At 41.4% G+C, this 14,992-nt stretch carries 14 protein-coding genes and 1 riboswitch; of the genes, 10 read left to right on the top strand and 4 right to left on the bottom strand.

Annotated elements, in window-relative coordinates; all coding sequences use genetic code 11:
• Positions 1-33: 33 nt before the first annotated feature.
• The gene (locus tag ACGHIY_RS09380) at positions 34-681 is read left to right on the top strand and encodes a tetratricopeptide repeat protein (RefSeq protein ID WP_042986563.1); all 648 of its coding nucleotides are present in this window, start codon (positions 34-36) and stop codon (positions 679-681) included.
• 425 nt (positions 682-1,106) lie between these two features.
• On the opposite strand, the gene ACGHIY_RS09375 is transcribed toward ACGHIY_RS09380, so the two are convergent.
• Together ACGHIY_RS09375 and ACGHIY_RS09370 are read right to left on the bottom strand one after the other, a co-directional pair.
• Positions 1,107-1,484: a type II toxin-antitoxin system HicB family antitoxin gene (locus tag ACGHIY_RS09375; protein ID WP_008714666.1), complete on the bottom strand. Its 378-nt coding sequence runs from the start codon at positions 1,482-1,484 to the stop codon at positions 1,107-1,109.
• Positions 1,485-1,493: 9 nt separating this feature from the next.
• Entirely contained in the window at positions 1,494-1,670 is a 177-nt protein-coding gene (locus ACGHIY_RS09370) for a type II toxin-antitoxin system HicA family toxin (RefSeq protein ID WP_021148751.1), read from the bottom strand.
• Between the two features lie 247 nt (positions 1,671-1,917).
• On the opposite strand from ACGHIY_RS09370, the gene ACGHIY_RS09365 reads away from it, so the two are divergent.
• Positions 1,918-2,817 carry a DUF3829 domain-containing protein gene (locus tag ACGHIY_RS09365; RefSeq protein ID WP_021148750.1) on the top strand — a complete coding sequence of 300 codons (900 nt, stop codon included), beginning with the start codon at positions 1,918-1,920 and terminating at the stop codon, positions 2,815-2,817.
• 93 nt (positions 2,818-2,910) lie between these two features.
• Here ACGHIY_RS09365 and rarD read toward each other — a convergent pair whose 3' ends face one another.
• Positions 2,911-3,807 carry an EamA family transporter RarD gene (gene rarD / locus ACGHIY_RS09360; protein WP_077707810.1) on the bottom strand — a complete coding sequence of 299 codons (897 nt, stop codon included), beginning with the start codon at positions 3,805-3,807 and terminating at the stop codon, positions 2,911-2,913.
• Between the two features lie 160 nt (positions 3,808-3,967).
• Positions 3,968-4,144: riboswitch (cobalamin riboswitch) on the top strand.
• A gap of 289 nt (positions 4,145-4,433) precedes the next feature.
• On the opposite strand from rarD, the gene ACGHIY_RS09355 reads away from it, so the two are divergent.
• From ACGHIY_RS09355 to ACGHIY_RS09325, 7 genes are all read left to right on the top strand, one after another.
• Entirely contained in the window at positions 4,434-6,596 is a 2,163-nt protein-coding gene (locus ACGHIY_RS09355; protein WP_008714670.1) for a methylmalonyl-CoA mutase family protein, read from the top strand.
• Between the two features lie 4 nt (positions 6,597-6,600).
• A complete protein-coding gene (gene scpA, locus ACGHIY_RS09350; protein WP_004694550.1) occupies positions 6,601-8,790 on the top strand; it encodes a methylmalonyl-CoA mutase in 2,190 nt (729 codons plus the stop codon).
• Positions 8,783-10,036: a methylmalonyl Co-A mutase-associated GTPase MeaB gene (gene meaB, locus ACGHIY_RS09345; protein ID WP_004694551.1), complete on the top strand. Its 1,254-nt coding sequence runs from the start codon at positions 8,783-8,785 to the stop codon at positions 10,034-10,036. Before scpA ends, meaB begins: the two co-directional genes overlap by 8 nt.
• A 347-nt stretch (positions 10,037-10,383) precedes the next feature.
• Positions 10,384-10,641: a hypothetical protein gene (locus ACGHIY_RS09340; protein ID WP_004698152.1), complete on the top strand. Its 258-nt coding sequence runs from the start codon at positions 10,384-10,386 to the stop codon at positions 10,639-10,641.
• 301 nt (positions 10,642-10,942) lie between these two features.
• A complete protein-coding gene (locus tag ACGHIY_RS09335; protein WP_004694555.1) occupies positions 10,943-11,548 on the top strand; it encodes a MotA/TolQ/ExbB proton channel family protein in 606 nt (201 codons plus the stop codon).
• Positions 11,545-11,949, top strand: a complete 405-nt coding sequence (locus ACGHIY_RS09330) for a biopolymer transporter ExbD (protein WP_008602049.1) — start codon at positions 11,545-11,547, stop codon at positions 11,947-11,949. The genes ACGHIY_RS09335 and ACGHIY_RS09330 overlap by 4 nt, the downstream gene beginning before the upstream one ends.
• Before the next feature lie 4 nt (positions 11,950-11,953).
• Positions 11,954-12,784, top strand: coding sequence for a hypothetical protein (locus tag ACGHIY_RS09325; RefSeq protein WP_390525499.1), 831 nt, complete (start codon positions 11,954-11,956; stop codon positions 12,782-12,784).
• Positions 12,785-12,851: 67 nt separating this feature from the next.
• On the opposite strand, the gene ACGHIY_RS09320 is transcribed toward ACGHIY_RS09325, so the two are convergent.
• Positions 12,852-13,262, bottom strand: coding sequence for a hypothetical protein (locus ACGHIY_RS09320; RefSeq protein WP_021148744.1), 411 nt, complete (start codon positions 13,260-13,262; stop codon positions 12,852-12,854).
• A gap of 431 nt (positions 13,263-13,693) precedes the next feature.
• Between ACGHIY_RS09320 and purB the strand changes: the two genes are divergently transcribed.
• Positions 13,694-14,989: an adenylosuccinate lyase gene (gene purB / locus ACGHIY_RS09315; protein ID WP_008714679.1), complete on the top strand. Its 1,296-nt coding sequence runs from the start codon at positions 13,694-13,696 to the stop codon at positions 14,987-14,989.
• Positions 14,990-14,992 lie beyond the last annotated feature (3 nt).

The raw sequence follows: 14,992 nt of genomic DNA, 5'->3' as shown, positions 1-14,992 counted from the left end.
TCTTGTATATAATTAATGATCGGAGAATTCTTAATGAAGAAATTTGTGCTTTTCTTTCTTTTAATAATAGCTCTTACGGGATGTGGATTGAATCAAAATACGAATAGTAATAAAACAGAATCAAATGCAACTAGTTCTGCTACTGCAACTGGTTCCTCTACATCTGCTGCGGGAAACAGCCAAGCGACTACCAAACAAGATGACCATCTAATTACAGCAAAGCAAGCCTTATCTGCTGGTGAGTATACGAAAGCCATAGAGGAAGCCACTGCATCTATTAAACAAGATGCTAACAACGGAGATGCCTATTCTGTACGCGGCTTTGCAACAGCATTAAATGGTGATGCGGCTAAAGGGTTGACAGATACTAAAAAGGCTTATGATTTAGACCCTAATAATGTGGCTAATTACTATAACATGGCCATGGTCTATAAATTGCAAGGTCAGTTAAACGATTCTAAACAATGGTTTGAAAAGGTATTGGAAAAGGACCCTAGTAACACTTGGTCTGTGTATGGTATTGCTACCATTTATGCAGACCAAGGGGATGATACTAAGGCCCTTGATTGGCTAGAAAAGGCTATAAAAATTGATCCTTCTGTAAAAGCTGTTGCAGCCGAACAAGACCATTTTGAACGCTTTCACAATAATAGGCGATTTAAAACATTGGTAGGATTATAGACATGGATGTGAAACAGATGATTCGCCTTATTATAAAGGTGATAGGATTTATATATTGGCTTATTTTTCTATACCTTGGCGGTCTAATGGTTGTAGACTGGTCAGGGTTTATGACTCGGTACAATATTGAAACACCAATTTTCCTTAGCTATATAGTGGTGGTAGGGTGTATTGTTATGCCTTATTTGGTGTTTTATTGGAAAAAACTGAATCCTAATGTTAAACCGCCCTATTTGGTGCGATGTCTTAGTGCCTATATGGACCGTCTAGAGGACCAACATAGTATATGGTTTGATGTACTATATGTACTCAAGCTACTGCTCTATTTTGTAATAATCTTGTGGATGATCTGTATACTATTACTAACCTTAGCATCTATTGCATGGACAATAGTTCTAATTTTACTGAGCAATTGATGATGTAAATTACATTGTTTTCTCTACTAATGCTTCTTGTAAAAGTTGAGAAAAATTAATTCCTTTAGCCAATGCTCTGTCGTTAAGCCATGCAGGAATCGTTAGGGTTTTCTTTACGGACTTACTATTTTTAGCTAAATCAATATCTGTTTGAACTAATGTAGGATATGTTGTATCGGTACATGGTAAGCTGCGAATAGATGTGGGGGTAGGTAGAGTTTGTCCATCTTCTAAAGCGCCTAATATATAGAGTTCCATAGCCTCTTGTGCATTGGTTATTAATTCTGTTAGTGTTGAGCCGGTGCTACTAGTGTATTCTAGGTCTGGAAATTCAGCCCAGAAACCATCGGCATCATCATGGATTATAGCAGGGTATATAAATTTCATAGGTCCTCCTTATTTTAGTCCCGTACGTTTTAAGATGGCATTTAATAAACCGATAGGTACATCTTTCCCATGTACGGCAATAACTTCAACTTGATTATCCTTTTTTAAACGATGATGACTACCTCGTTGCCGTACATCCTTCCAGCCATTTTGCAGTAATAATTTAAGTAAATCCTTATCCTTCATATTCTCTCCTTTTATAATAACACGTGTATACGTACAAAACAATTATTAGGAGTTATACATTCTTATTTATAGTCTAACAGTATATAAAGGAAAATAGGGGTGACCATTGGTCACCCCTGATTCTATTAGTCACTTGACAAAATTGATACATGACCTTTATATATTAATCCTATTCATAAAAATCATATTAGTATATAATTAATATATATAAATTAGGTTGAGTATTGATGAAAGGAGAGGATTCATCATGAAACCATTTGGTAAAAGGGTAGCAATGGCTGTGTTGTGTGCGGCGACATTGACATCCCCATTTTTTTTGAGCGGTTGTAGTATGTCAGAGCTATGGCAGGGAACTGAACAGAGCCGCAAGGAAATTGCGCAGCGGTCTGAGCAGGATCAGGTGCAGTTATTTAATCAATATGTGAAAGCTGTAAGCCGATACAATCGCATGGCTGTCATGTTTGATTATGCGAATACGCCAACTCTTAATGAGTTAAAAGCGGGGCAGCATTTAACTGTATTTAGTGCACCGAACTTTAAGCAGTTACAAAAAGAATTAGAAGAGGCTAAGCAAGCAGGTATTCCGTATGATGAAATGAAGGAGCCTTTAGATAAGCTGCTTTCAAAATTGAACGAAATTACACCGGTAGCGGAAGAGCTCGATGCATATTATAAATCTAAAGGGTATACCACAGACAACTATGCTAAGGAGCAACAATTAGGCCCTAAATATGTTCAATTATATGAACAATTTGTTCCTATTTATGCTGACTTTGATAATGTTATGCATAAAATTAATACAGACCGCTTGCAACAACGGTTGCAACAATTGCGTGATGCAGGCAAGAAAAATGCCGCTGCAGCACAAGAGGTTCATTTGCGACTTACTGCGGTCCTAGAAAAGATCGATAGTGAAAAACAACTAGATGTAAATGCTATCAATCAAGAGTTGCAATCTATTGGTGATGTATCAAATGGTATTACTAGTCCTAAGTATGATTCTGTTAAGACCTCTGTAAACTCTACGATTGGTGCAATCCGTACCTATATGGGTTCGAAACAAGATAATGACTATAATCGTATGATTGAGGCCTATAACCATTACATTTCTAATCTGAATACGACCAATATGAATGAGTTAGATTAAAATAAGTTAGATTAATACGTCTATATAAAAGAAAGCTGTATCAAATGAGAGTATCATTTGATACAGCTTTTTAGTTGATATATAGGATATACCTTACTTTTTTAGGCTAATGCGTGTTGTAATTTGGCTCGATAAGGAGAATAATACTAAGGCTATCCAGATACAACCGAAGGCGATCATCTGTGGTGTGCCAAAGCTTTCACCAAAGTAGAAGATGGCTAGCAATAAGGCAATGGTAGGGGATACATATTGCAAGAAGCCTAGTAGGTTAAGCGGCAATAGCTGTGCACCATAGGAGAATAGAACCAATGGGACAGATGTAGTTAGACCGCAGGCTATGAGCAACATGGTTGTATACCAGTTTGTGCCGAAATAGGACCACACGGTATTATCGACCATGGTCGTATATAGTAAGGCTAGCGGTGTTAATAGCCAGGCCTCAAAGGCGATGCTCGTAAAGGGAGAGATGAGTAGTTTCTTTTTTACGGCTCCATAGAGGCCGAAGGAAATGGCGAGAATCATCGACACTAATGGCAAGGATCCCACTTGATAGGTGAGTAAGGCGATGCCGATGGTAGCGATGAGGACACTCAGCTTTTTCGGTATGGATAGAACCTCTTTAAATAGGATGACACCTAATACTACATTGAAGAGTGGGTTGATGTAATAGCCAAGGCTCGTATTCATAACTTGATTATTGGCGATGGCCCAAATGTAGGTGAACCAGTTTACACTGATGATGACTGCCGCAATTAACAGTAGGAATAGTTGTGAACGTTGTTCTTTTAGTAATTGAAAGTCCTTTTTGAATTGTTTAAAGTGTAAGCCAAATACAACGATAGCCATGCAAACACCTGACCAGATAATGCGCTGTGCCAGTATATTATACGGTGAAACATGGTTTAATAATGCCCAATATAGAGGGAGTAAGCCCCAAATTATATAACAACTAAGGGCTGTGATTAACCCTTTTTTACTTGTATGGTCCATAATGCCTCCTCGTGATAGTACTTATTATATCACTAATACTCAAGTCATGCGTTTTAGTTATTGCATATGATTTTCAGTTATAACTTTGATTTTGGCACTTATGATTAAATGTTATGTTCATTGACTTTGTGCATATTGTTACACTATATTGGACTTAGAACAACGAATATAGAGAATAGGTGTCGTAAGACTTAATAGAGAAATCGGTATAAGCCGATGCGGTCCCGCCACTGTAAGGATGAGTCTGCTTTCATACATGTCACTGGAGTAATCTGGGAAGGCGAAAGCGAGGTGATGATCCCGAGCCAGGAGAACTGCCTATTTGATAATCACCGTTATGTACCTACGAGCGATAGGAAGGGGATTGGGGTATGCTGGCTACAGTATTTTTTAGTGTACCTTTCAATAAGAAACCTTACGTGTCACTTTAGGTGGCACGTTTTTTATTGCCCTTAGAGTGGATGTTGAGTATATGCGTCAAGTTTTATAGACATTAAACCGATGGACACATTTTGAGGTTGATGTGGTCCAATAAGATAAAGCTCGAGTGATTCATATATCTAACAATTCGCAGGTACGGTGCGCTGTTTCTCGGTATGGTTTCGAGTTGAAAAGGAGGCACATATATGTCTGACAAAAAGACTTCAAAGGATGCTGAACGTGATTTATTAGCACCTGTATCCTTTGATGAGTTTAAGAAACCTACGTATGAACAATGGCAGGCCGAGGTTGAAAAAGCGTTAAAAGGTGGCGACTTCCATAAGAAGATGTTCACTAAAACCTATGAGGGAATTACGTTACAACCAATTTATACGCCTGCATTGCATGGAGAAAAAATTCCAAAGGGTGTATACCCTGGGGCAGGTGAGTTCCTACGTGGCACAAAGGCAAGTGGTTATATTAAAGACTCTTGGGGAGTATCCCAATATGTAGACGAATCCTTTCCTAAGGATGCTAACCATGCAAGTTTATACGAAATTGTAAAAGGTGGCACCATTCACAATATTCGCCTTGATGAAGCAACACGCCATGATCAAGATGTGCAAGTAGGCGCAGCTGTTGGTATCGGCGGTACATCTCTGTCTACTATGGATGATTGTAGCCAATTGATTGAGCGCTTTAATTTAAAGGAAAATCCTTTATATATTGAAACAGGTGCTTCTGCAGCTATCTTGCTCGGTATGTTAGCCGCTACGGTGAAAGGATCTAAAAAACAAACCTCTGACTTGAAAGGTCTCGTTGGTGCAGACCCTATTGGTGTTTGGGCTAAAGATGGTACATTGCATATGTCTTTAGATACAGCCTTTGATGAAATGGCACATACTGTTGTATGGGCTAAAGAGCAAGCTCCAGAGCTTAAAACTGTACTCGTATCTGGTGATGTATACGCTAATGGTGGCGCGAACGATGTGCAAGAGGTTGCGTATGCATTGGCGACAGCGGTTTGCTACGTACGTCAATTGGCACAACGTAACATCGATATTCACACTATTGCTAACAGCATGATGTTTACATTCTCCTTGGGTGCAAACTTCTTCATGGAAATTGCTAAATTACGTGCATTACGTGTGCTTTGGGCGCGCATCATGGAAGCGTTCGGTGCCGAAGAAGCTGACCGTGCTGTTCATGTACACGGCAGAACATCGGCTTTCACAAAAACTGTATACGACCCATATGTAAACTTGTTGCGCAATACAACACAAGCATTCTCTGGCGTTGTAGGCGGTTTGAATAGCCTTGAAGTGTCCCCATTCGACCAACCAATTCGCAAAGCTGACGATTTCTCTCGCCGTATTGCCCGTAATATTCAAGTGATGTTACAAACTGAGTTCGAGTTACGTCAACCAGTGGACCCTGTAGGTGGTTCTTGGTATGTGGAAACATTGGCAGCTGAATTATGCGAAAAAATTTGGGCCGAGTTCCAAACTATTGAGTCTAAAGGTGGTATCATAGCAGCCTTGAAAGAAGGCTATCCACAAGCTCAAGTTAAAGCAGTTCTTGATGAACGCTTCAAAAACCTTGCATTCCGCAAAGATGTGGCTGTAGGTAACAACATGTATGCGAATATGACTGAAGAATTGCTTGATCCAAAACCAGAAAATCAAGAAACATTGCGTCAAAAACGGGTTGCTCAAATCGAAGAGTACTTGGCGAGTGCGGAGCCAGATGCTGTTGTGAAAGCACAGGCTACCCTAGAAGCAGGTACGACAGAGCCAGGCGCTTTGATTGGCCTTATTGAACTCGGTGCATTACAAAAATTAACAATACGTCAAATCCGCAAGGCTTTAGATGCTGGCGATATTGCATCCGAAACGATTGAATCCATTGCAGCCCATCGCTGGACTGAACAGTTTGAAGCACTTCGCATGCGCACTGAGAATTATAAACAACGTACGAAAGATAATGTGAAGGTATTCTTGGCCAATATGGGGCCAATCCCTCAACATAAACCTCGTGCGGACTTCTCCACAGGCTTCTTCGAAGTAGGTGCTTTTGAAGTTATCAAAAATGATGGTCATGAAACAACGGCTGATGCTGCGAAAGCTGCTCGTGAAAGTGGTGCTGATGTAGTTGTTATCTGTTCTACAGATGATACCTATCCAGAATTGGTACCACCACTTGCTAAGGAATTGAAAGAAACTATGCCGCATGTAACGGTTATTTTAGCAGGGGCACCTCCTAAGGACTTAGAACCTGTATACCGTGAAGCTGGCGTGGACGACTTCATTTCTGTTCGTGCAAATTGTTACGAAATCTTGAATACGTTACAAGATAAGAAAGGGATGTGAGCTCATGTTTAAAAATCCAGACTTCTCCTCTCTTGGCTTGGGATCTCAGACAGCAACATCTCGCGATGCATGGCTTGCTGAACTTCAAAAAGAAACAGGAAAAAGCTTTGAAGATTTATATAATACAACAATGGAGCAAATCCAACTAAAGCCTCTCTATACAGAGATGGATTATGAAGGAATGACACACCTTGACTATATGGCTGGTGTACCTCCATTCTTGCGTGGACCTTATTCCACAATGTATGTTACTCGTCCTTGGACAGTACGTCAGTACGCTGGTTTCTCCACAGCGGAAGAATCCAATGCGTTCTATCGTCGTAACTTGGCAGCGGGCCAAAAAGGTTTGTCTATCGCCTTTGACCTTGCTACTCACCGCGGTTATGACTCCGATCATCCTCGTGTAGTAGGTGACGTTGGTAAAGCGGGCGTTGCGGTAGACTCCATCCTCGACATGGAAATTCTATTCTCTGGTATCCCTCTTGATCAAATGTCCGTATCCATGACAATGAACGGCGCCGTATTGCCAGTAATGGCGTTCTACATCTTGGCTGGTGAAGAACAAGGCGTAGATAAAAAGGTTATGGCTGGTACAATCCAAAATGATATCTTGAAAGAGTTCATGGTACGTAATACCTATATTTACCCTCCAGCTACATCTATGCGTATTATCGGTGATATCTTTGCGTATACATCCCAGTACATGCCTAAATTCAACAGTATTTCCATTTCTGGTTACCATATGCAAGAAGCGGGCGCTACTGCAGATATCGAATTAGGTTACACATTGGCCGATGGTCTCGAATATATCCGTACCGGTGTTAATGCAGGCCTTCACGTTGACCAGTTCGCACCACGGTTGTCCTTCTTCTGGGCAATCGGTAAAAACTACTTCATGGAAGTGGCAAAAATGCGTGCGGCTCGTATGTTGTGGGCTAAGATTATCAATAGCTTCGGCTCTGAAAATCCTAAATCCATGGCACTCCGTACACATAGCCAAACATCTGGTTGGTCTCTTACAGAACAAGATCCATTCAACAACGTGGCTCGTACATGTATGGAAGCGATGGGTGCTGCGTTAGGTCATACGCAATCTCTACATACCAATGCGCTTGACGAAGCCATTGCGTTGCCTACGGACTTCTCTGCACGTATTGCGCGTAATACTCAGCTTTACATCCAAGATGAAACTAAGGTATGTAAGGTTATCGATCCATGGGGCGGTTCCTACTATGTAGAAGCGTTGACAGACGAATTGATTCGTCGCGCTTGGGGTCATATCCAAGAAATCGAATCCCTTGGCGGTATGGCGAAAGCTATCGATACAGGGCTTCCTAAGATGCGTATTGAAGAAGCTGCTGCACGTCGCCAAGCTCGTATCGACTCTGGTCGTGAAGCGATTATTGGTATCAATAAATATCGTCTAGATAAAGAAGATCCATTGGATATCCTCGACGTAGATAACACAGCTGTACGGGAAGCGCAAATTCGTCGTCTCGAACAATTGCGTGCTAACCGGGATGAAGAAAAGGTTCAATCCTGTCTTGAAGCGATCACAAAGGCTACAGAATCGGGTGAAGGCAACTTACTTGCTCTTGCACTTGAAGCGGCTCGTGCTCGTGCATCCTTGGGTGAAATTTCCTTTGCTGTTGAAAAGGTATGCGGTCGTCATAAAGCGGTTATTCGCTCTATTTCCGGTGTATACTCCAGCGAATTTGAAGATGACGATGTAATCAAAGAAGTACGCCAAATGGCAGATAACTTTGAAGAACTCGAAGGTCGTCGTCCTCGTATCATGATTGCGAAGATGGGCCAAGACGGTCATGACCGTGGTGCCAAAGTTATCGCTACATCCTTCGCGGATATGGGCTTTGACGTGGATATCGGACCTTTGTTCCAAACTCCAGAAGAAACAGCACAAGATGCGGTGGATAATGACGTTCATATTGTCGGATTTAGTTCTCTTGCGGCGGGGCATAAGACATTATTGCCTCAACTTGTAGAGGAACTCAACAAGCGGGGCCGTGGAGATATTTTAGTTGCCATCGGCGGCGTAATCCCTGCTCAGGACTATGAATTCCTACGCGAACATGGCGCAGTGGCTATCTTTGGCCCTGGTACAGTTTTGCCAGTAGCGGCGAAAAAATTACTAGAAACATTGACTAGTCACGTTCAAGACGAGTCTCATGACTGATAACAAACGGCCTACTCCGGATGAATTGCGCAATACACAGGACGCAACTTTCACCACTGGTGAAGGCAAAGCCCCTGAATTAGGTGTAAAAAACGCAAGCACCGAGGGTAGTACCTATCGTCCCGACTGGGTGCCAGAAGAAGCGAAGAAAGATGACACTTACGCGTGTCACGTAATGAAAGGCGTCAAGGAAATGCATGACGGCCTCTTATCTAGCTCTGCTCATCTGGCTCCAGCGGTACGTCCCGTACAGCGGCGAAAGAAATTAACTGTCGCTGATTATGTACGCGGTATCGAGCAGGGGGACCGCGTTATACTTTCACGGGCTATCACATTAGTAGAAAGTAATAATAAGGACCATTTCAAACTAGCTCAACAGGTGTTGCAAGCCGTATTGCCTCGCACGGGCAAGGCATTGCGCATCGGTATTACTGGTGTGCCTGGGGCCGGTAAAAGTACGTTTATTGAAGCCTTCGGTAACATGCTCATTGAAGCGGGTTACAAGGTTGCCGTACTGGCTGTAGACCCTACGAGCCAAGTCACAAAAGGCAGTATCTTGGGTGATAAAACGCGGATGGAAACGTTGACGAAACACCCAGAGGCTTATATTCGTCCATCGCCAGCTGGTGGTACACTAGGCGGTGTGGCTCGTAAAAGTAGAGAAACTATGCTACTTTGCGAGGCTGCTGGGTACGATATTATTCTCGTTGAAACCGTTGGGGTTGGGCAAAGCGAAGTTACCGTGCGTTCCATGGTAGACTTCTTTATGCTCATCGTTTTAACGGGGGCAGGCGATGAATTGCAAGGCATCAAAAAAGGCGTTATGGAACTTGCTGATGCTATTGTGGTCAACAAGGCCGATGGGGATAACCTCAAACGAGCTCTCATTGCTCGTAGCGATTATGACCGGATGTTGCATTACATCCGTCCGGCTACGGAAAAATGGAAGACTCAAGCCTATACATGTTCAGCTGTCACAAAGGATGGCCTCGATGAATTGTGGGATGTTATCCAAGAATTTACTGAACAAGGCAAAGAAAATGGAGTTTTCTTAAAACGCCGTCAAGAACAATCCCTTCGTTGGGTACGCGATATGATTGACGAACACTTGCACAACCTATTCTTTAATAATGTAGTCATTCAAGGTCGCATGGGCGAAGTCGAAGCCGCTGTCTTAGACGGTGAAATGAGCGAATCTCAAGCCGTTGAAGAACTTATTGGCGTTTTCGATAAGTCCTTACAATAAGTAGATCGGTAAATACATATTGTATTGTTAAATATATATCGTATTGCTAAATATATATTAGATAAGCCGGCATAACTTATCTTAATACGCACTCCGTTAGCAATCGTATGTATTTCGATATAATTAAAGATGTATTTGTAAAAGGCATAGTATCAATGTTCACTGTTGGATTTGGACCAATAGTAGTTGCATACTATGCCTTTTTCTATGTCATAATAACTAGTTCCCATTAATTGTCTAATAAAAGTTGATTAATATATAAGTTCATCTTTTTAAAATGCAAAAATCAGTGTATAATTAAGTTATATTATTTATTAATCGTTTAATGTTACGAGAGGGGCATTCAAATGAACAAAAAATTATTATTACCTGTAGGTGTAGTCGTTCTAATTATTGGTATTGCGATTCTATTATTAAATCCAGATCCAGGGGCGGCTAATTTGGAAATTGCGAGAAATGCTACAAATGCTCAAGCGGCAGCAAAGGCGATTTCTGAGAATAACCAATCTTACACATTGTGGTATTCTATTGGTATGTTCTGTAGCGGTTTAGGCATTGCACTGTCAGTAGGTGGCTTCATTGTAGGCTTTATTAAAAAAGACTAATCTATTTAGGAACGTATCAAAGGCTGTACTAGAATGTATATCATTTCTAGTGCAGCCTTTTTGTATTTTAATTTTAGGGTTATAGGACAAAACGTGTTGGTTTTGCCCTATAACCCTAATTTTATCCTGTGGACTTTAGCTAGCTTATGTCTATCTAGCGAATTAGTCTATATTTATCTTGCAAGTCATCCTATATCTATTTATGTTGTGGTTTTACGCTCTATATCTGTTTTCGGTGGGATAAAACGTGGTATAATTAACCCGGATAGAGCCTAAAAGTATGTGGCTTTTGGAGGTTAGTATGAGTAGTATAGCGCATTTATTTGTAGCTGGTGGATTTGTTATGTATCCGCTGGTGATTTTTTTACTGTTTACCTTGATGATTGGCATTGAACGTATCTTTCTATATCGCAAGTTTACAAAGGATTTGCGCCGTTTTAATAAGGTCTTAGAGAAGAATCAATCTTGGATTATGTTACCAAGTGTTTTGGAACGGGATACAGAGGAACTTGGTTCTTTATTTGCCCGTGCTATCCGCAGTGCAAAGAATTATAATGGTTTGGAAAACCGCCTTCAAGATGTAGTGTCGTACGCTGATGAACGTTTAAAACGCGGCCTTAGTTGGCTCAGCATGATTGTAACAATGGCTCCGTTATTGGGGTTGCTAGGGACGGTCCTCGGTATGATTCGTGCGTTTGCCGTGGTAGGTGGAGATATTGGGGCTCCGACCATTATTACAGGTGGTGTTTCTGAAGCCTTGGTGGCAACGGCTACAGGGTTGACCGTGGCCATTATTGCCCTTGGCTTTCACAGTTACTGTGCGGCGAAGGTCAACGATTCTGTGGCGACATTAGAGCATGAGTGCGGCAACATCCTTGATGCGTACAATGAGGAACATGATATATGAGACGACGCACATTAGGGGTTAAAAAAGAGCCTACCATCATGATTATTCCCATGATTGATATCGTATTCTTTTTATTGGTATTTTTCATGGTAGGCACGCTGTATATGAATACAGAGCAACAAATTCCGCTAAATTTACCATCTGCATCGTCGTCTACGGCGAAATCTATCGAACCTATCACCATTACCTTAACTACAACGCACACGCTATATATCGATAATCAGGAAATTTCTTCGGATCGCTTGGCGCAAGAGGTCAAATCTATCGTTACACAAGCACCTCAACAAGCCTTTGTGATTCGTGCTTCAAAAGATGTATATTATAACGATGTTATCGAGCTTTTGGACATGCTCAAGGTGAACGGTGCTAAATATATTAGCGTCGCTACGGAACGGAAGTGATTCCATGTTTGAATCACATTATCTGAAACCTTTTATTGTATCTTTAGGCATTACCATCATGCTTATCTCTGGCATGGGGCTTTCCTTGCGTGGCATCGTTGGAACCGGTGTGGCTTATGATGCCGCAGAGGTTAGCTTTCATCTGCCTGAGGATAGTGAAAGTGATGCGGAAACTAACGCTATTGAGCCTATACCTAAGGATAAGCCACCGGTTGAACCTCAGACTCCAGAAGGGCCTGCGCCTAAGGCAGATCCTCTTGTAACGGAAAATACAGGTGATGAAAGTGTTCATAATTTAAATGCCAATAAGACTACATCTAATGCTCGTCGCGAATGGGCCGTTCCAAAGGCCATAGAATCGGAAACGACTAATAATGAACAAGCTGTTGTTACGGGTGGAAATGATTCCAAAGATGGAAAATCCTCTAAGCCTGACAATGCTCCTATAGGTAAGGATATAACATCTGATCCGAATGCGAATGGAAACGGCTTTGCCGAAGCTAGTGATTTATCCTTCCTATCTGATCTTGCGTGGGGGATCCTAACACCAGGGCAACAAGCGCTTTTACAAAAGTCGGATATCAACCCCCAAGAATATTTACGAACTGTACAAGAACAGGGAAAGGGGTCAATCGTAACAGGTAAGGTTGTAGTACGCGTTAACTTTGATGTTAATGGACATGTCATCGTAGGAGAACATACACCGCTCATCGCTGAGGATGTACCGCAACCAGTCAAAGAGGAAGCAATGCGCATCGTTAAAAGCAGTGGTTCTATTATCAATCGAAGAGGGGAACCTGTATATCTAGCGGTTCCTGTTGTTTTAGGACAATAAAGAGGCATATCTTACATACATTAGTATGGGATATGCCTCTTTGTTATGGTTGTGAAAAAAGATTGTATTAATTTTGATTGGTAAGCATTGTTTTTGTAGAGTTGAAGACGGCTAGATATACGATGGCGCCACCGATGAATAATGTGACTTGCATAGGTGTGCTGAATTGATCAGCTCGCCACAATGCAAAAGCGTAGAAGAACATGGTAATCAACATGATGAGAAATGCGATGATAACGCGTACATTAGTGTGTACTGCTAAGGATGTAGTAATACGCGATTTATTCATCATTACGTAAATTAAAGATACTACGATGTCTGCCGTAAAGATGGAGAAGATAAAGTTGTAATCAAACTCGCCAAAAAGGACTACCGCCAAGCCGATAAAGCTGAGCATAAAGAATAGACGTAATAGAATACCTATAGTATTAGATTCGTTGCGCTGTGCGCGGCGTTCCTTACGATTTAAAGTTGCCATGAAAGCCTCCCCCATAGTAGAAATGTTTATTACTATTATCATAAAGCTCGTGTATAGATTGAGCAATTATTCGCAGTACATTTAGTCTGTATGTTTATTATATATCACAATGTATAGCTATGATATAGTATTAATTAATTTATTACTATATGACTATATGGGAAATTAGAGAGAGAGTATAGTTCAAGTTATTGTTATCTATGTTATCAATGGTATGATTGTGTTTGTTTTTTCTGTTTTAGACTCTGTAGTTCAATATGTACATCCTTTTTTCTAGGATTGAACAACTACGGTTTGACAACTAAAGCCGAACGATAAGTAAAATTAATATAATTATCATTCGGAAAATTTAGTTCCGTTCGTTGAATGGAGCTTTCACATATGGTACAATAATCCTATAAATCTAGCTTTTATCATGCAAAGGAGATATCATGATACCACGTTATACACGAGAAGAAATGGGCCATATTTGGAGCGAACGCAACGAATTCGACACAATGTTATTGGTGGAGACCCTCGCATCTGAGGCACAAGCTGAGTTGGGCGTTATTCCTAAAGAAGCGGCGAAAACAATTCGGGAAAAGGGCAATTTCGACGTTGAGCGCATTCATGAGATCGAAAAGGAAACGAATCATGATATCATTTCCTTCGTAACAGCAGTGGGCGAATACGTAGGTCCTGAAGCGGCTAAATACATCCATCTTGGTCTTACCTCTACAGATGTGAAAGATACGGCGCTTGGGTATATGATGAAACAAGCCTGTGATATCTTAATTGATGATTTAAAGCGTTTGCACGAAGTATTGCGTCGTCGTGCAGCTGAGTTCAAATACACACCTATGATTGGCCGTACCCACGGTATCCACGGCGAACCAACTACATTCGGCTTGAAATTGGCGTTGTGGATGGCAGAGGTAGAACGTGATATTGAACGCATGGAACATGCGCGTAAAAGCGTTGCCGTTGGTAAATTGTCTGGCGCTGTTGGTACATACTCCAATATCGATCCATTCGTAGAACAATATGTGTGTGAAAAATTAGGTCTTGAACCTGTTAAAATTGCTACACAAGTGGTGCAACGTGACCGTCACGCTGAATTGTTGTCCACTATTGCTGTTGTAGGCGGCACATTGGATAAAATCGCTTTAGAAATCCGTCACTTACAACGTACAGAGGTGCGCGAAGCAGAAGAATATTTTAGCCCTAAACAAAAGGGTTCCTCTGCGATGCCTCATAAACGCAACCCTATCACATGTGAAAGAATTTGCGGTATGGCTCGCTTACTTCGTGGCTATGCACAATCTGCTTACGAAGATCAAGCATTGTGGCATGAACGCGATATTTCTCATAGCTCTGTAGAACGAGTTATCTTGCCGGATGCGACAATCTCGTTAAATTATATGTTGCACCTAACAATCCGAACCATTGATAAATTGTTGGTATACCCTGAAACTATGCTTAAAAATCTTAACCTTACAGGGGGCCTCGTATTTAGCCAAACAATTTTGACACACCTTGTAGACAAAGGTGCGGTACGTGACGAAGCATATCGTTGGGTTCAAAAACATGCTATGGAACGCTGGCTTGAAGGCAAAGATTTCGCAACAGGTTTAAAAGCTGATGAAAACATTAAGAAGTACATGACTGATGAGGAAATCGATGCATGCTTTGATCCGTATAAATTGCTAAGACATGTAGATACAATCATGGCTCGCTTTGGCCTATAATTG

The organism is Veillonella parvula (genome assembly GCF_042850485.1).
Lineage (GTDB): Bacteria > Bacillota > Negativicutes > Veillonellales > Veillonellaceae > Veillonella > Veillonella parvula_Q.
This window is presented reverse-complemented; position numbering and strand designations above follow the sequence as displayed.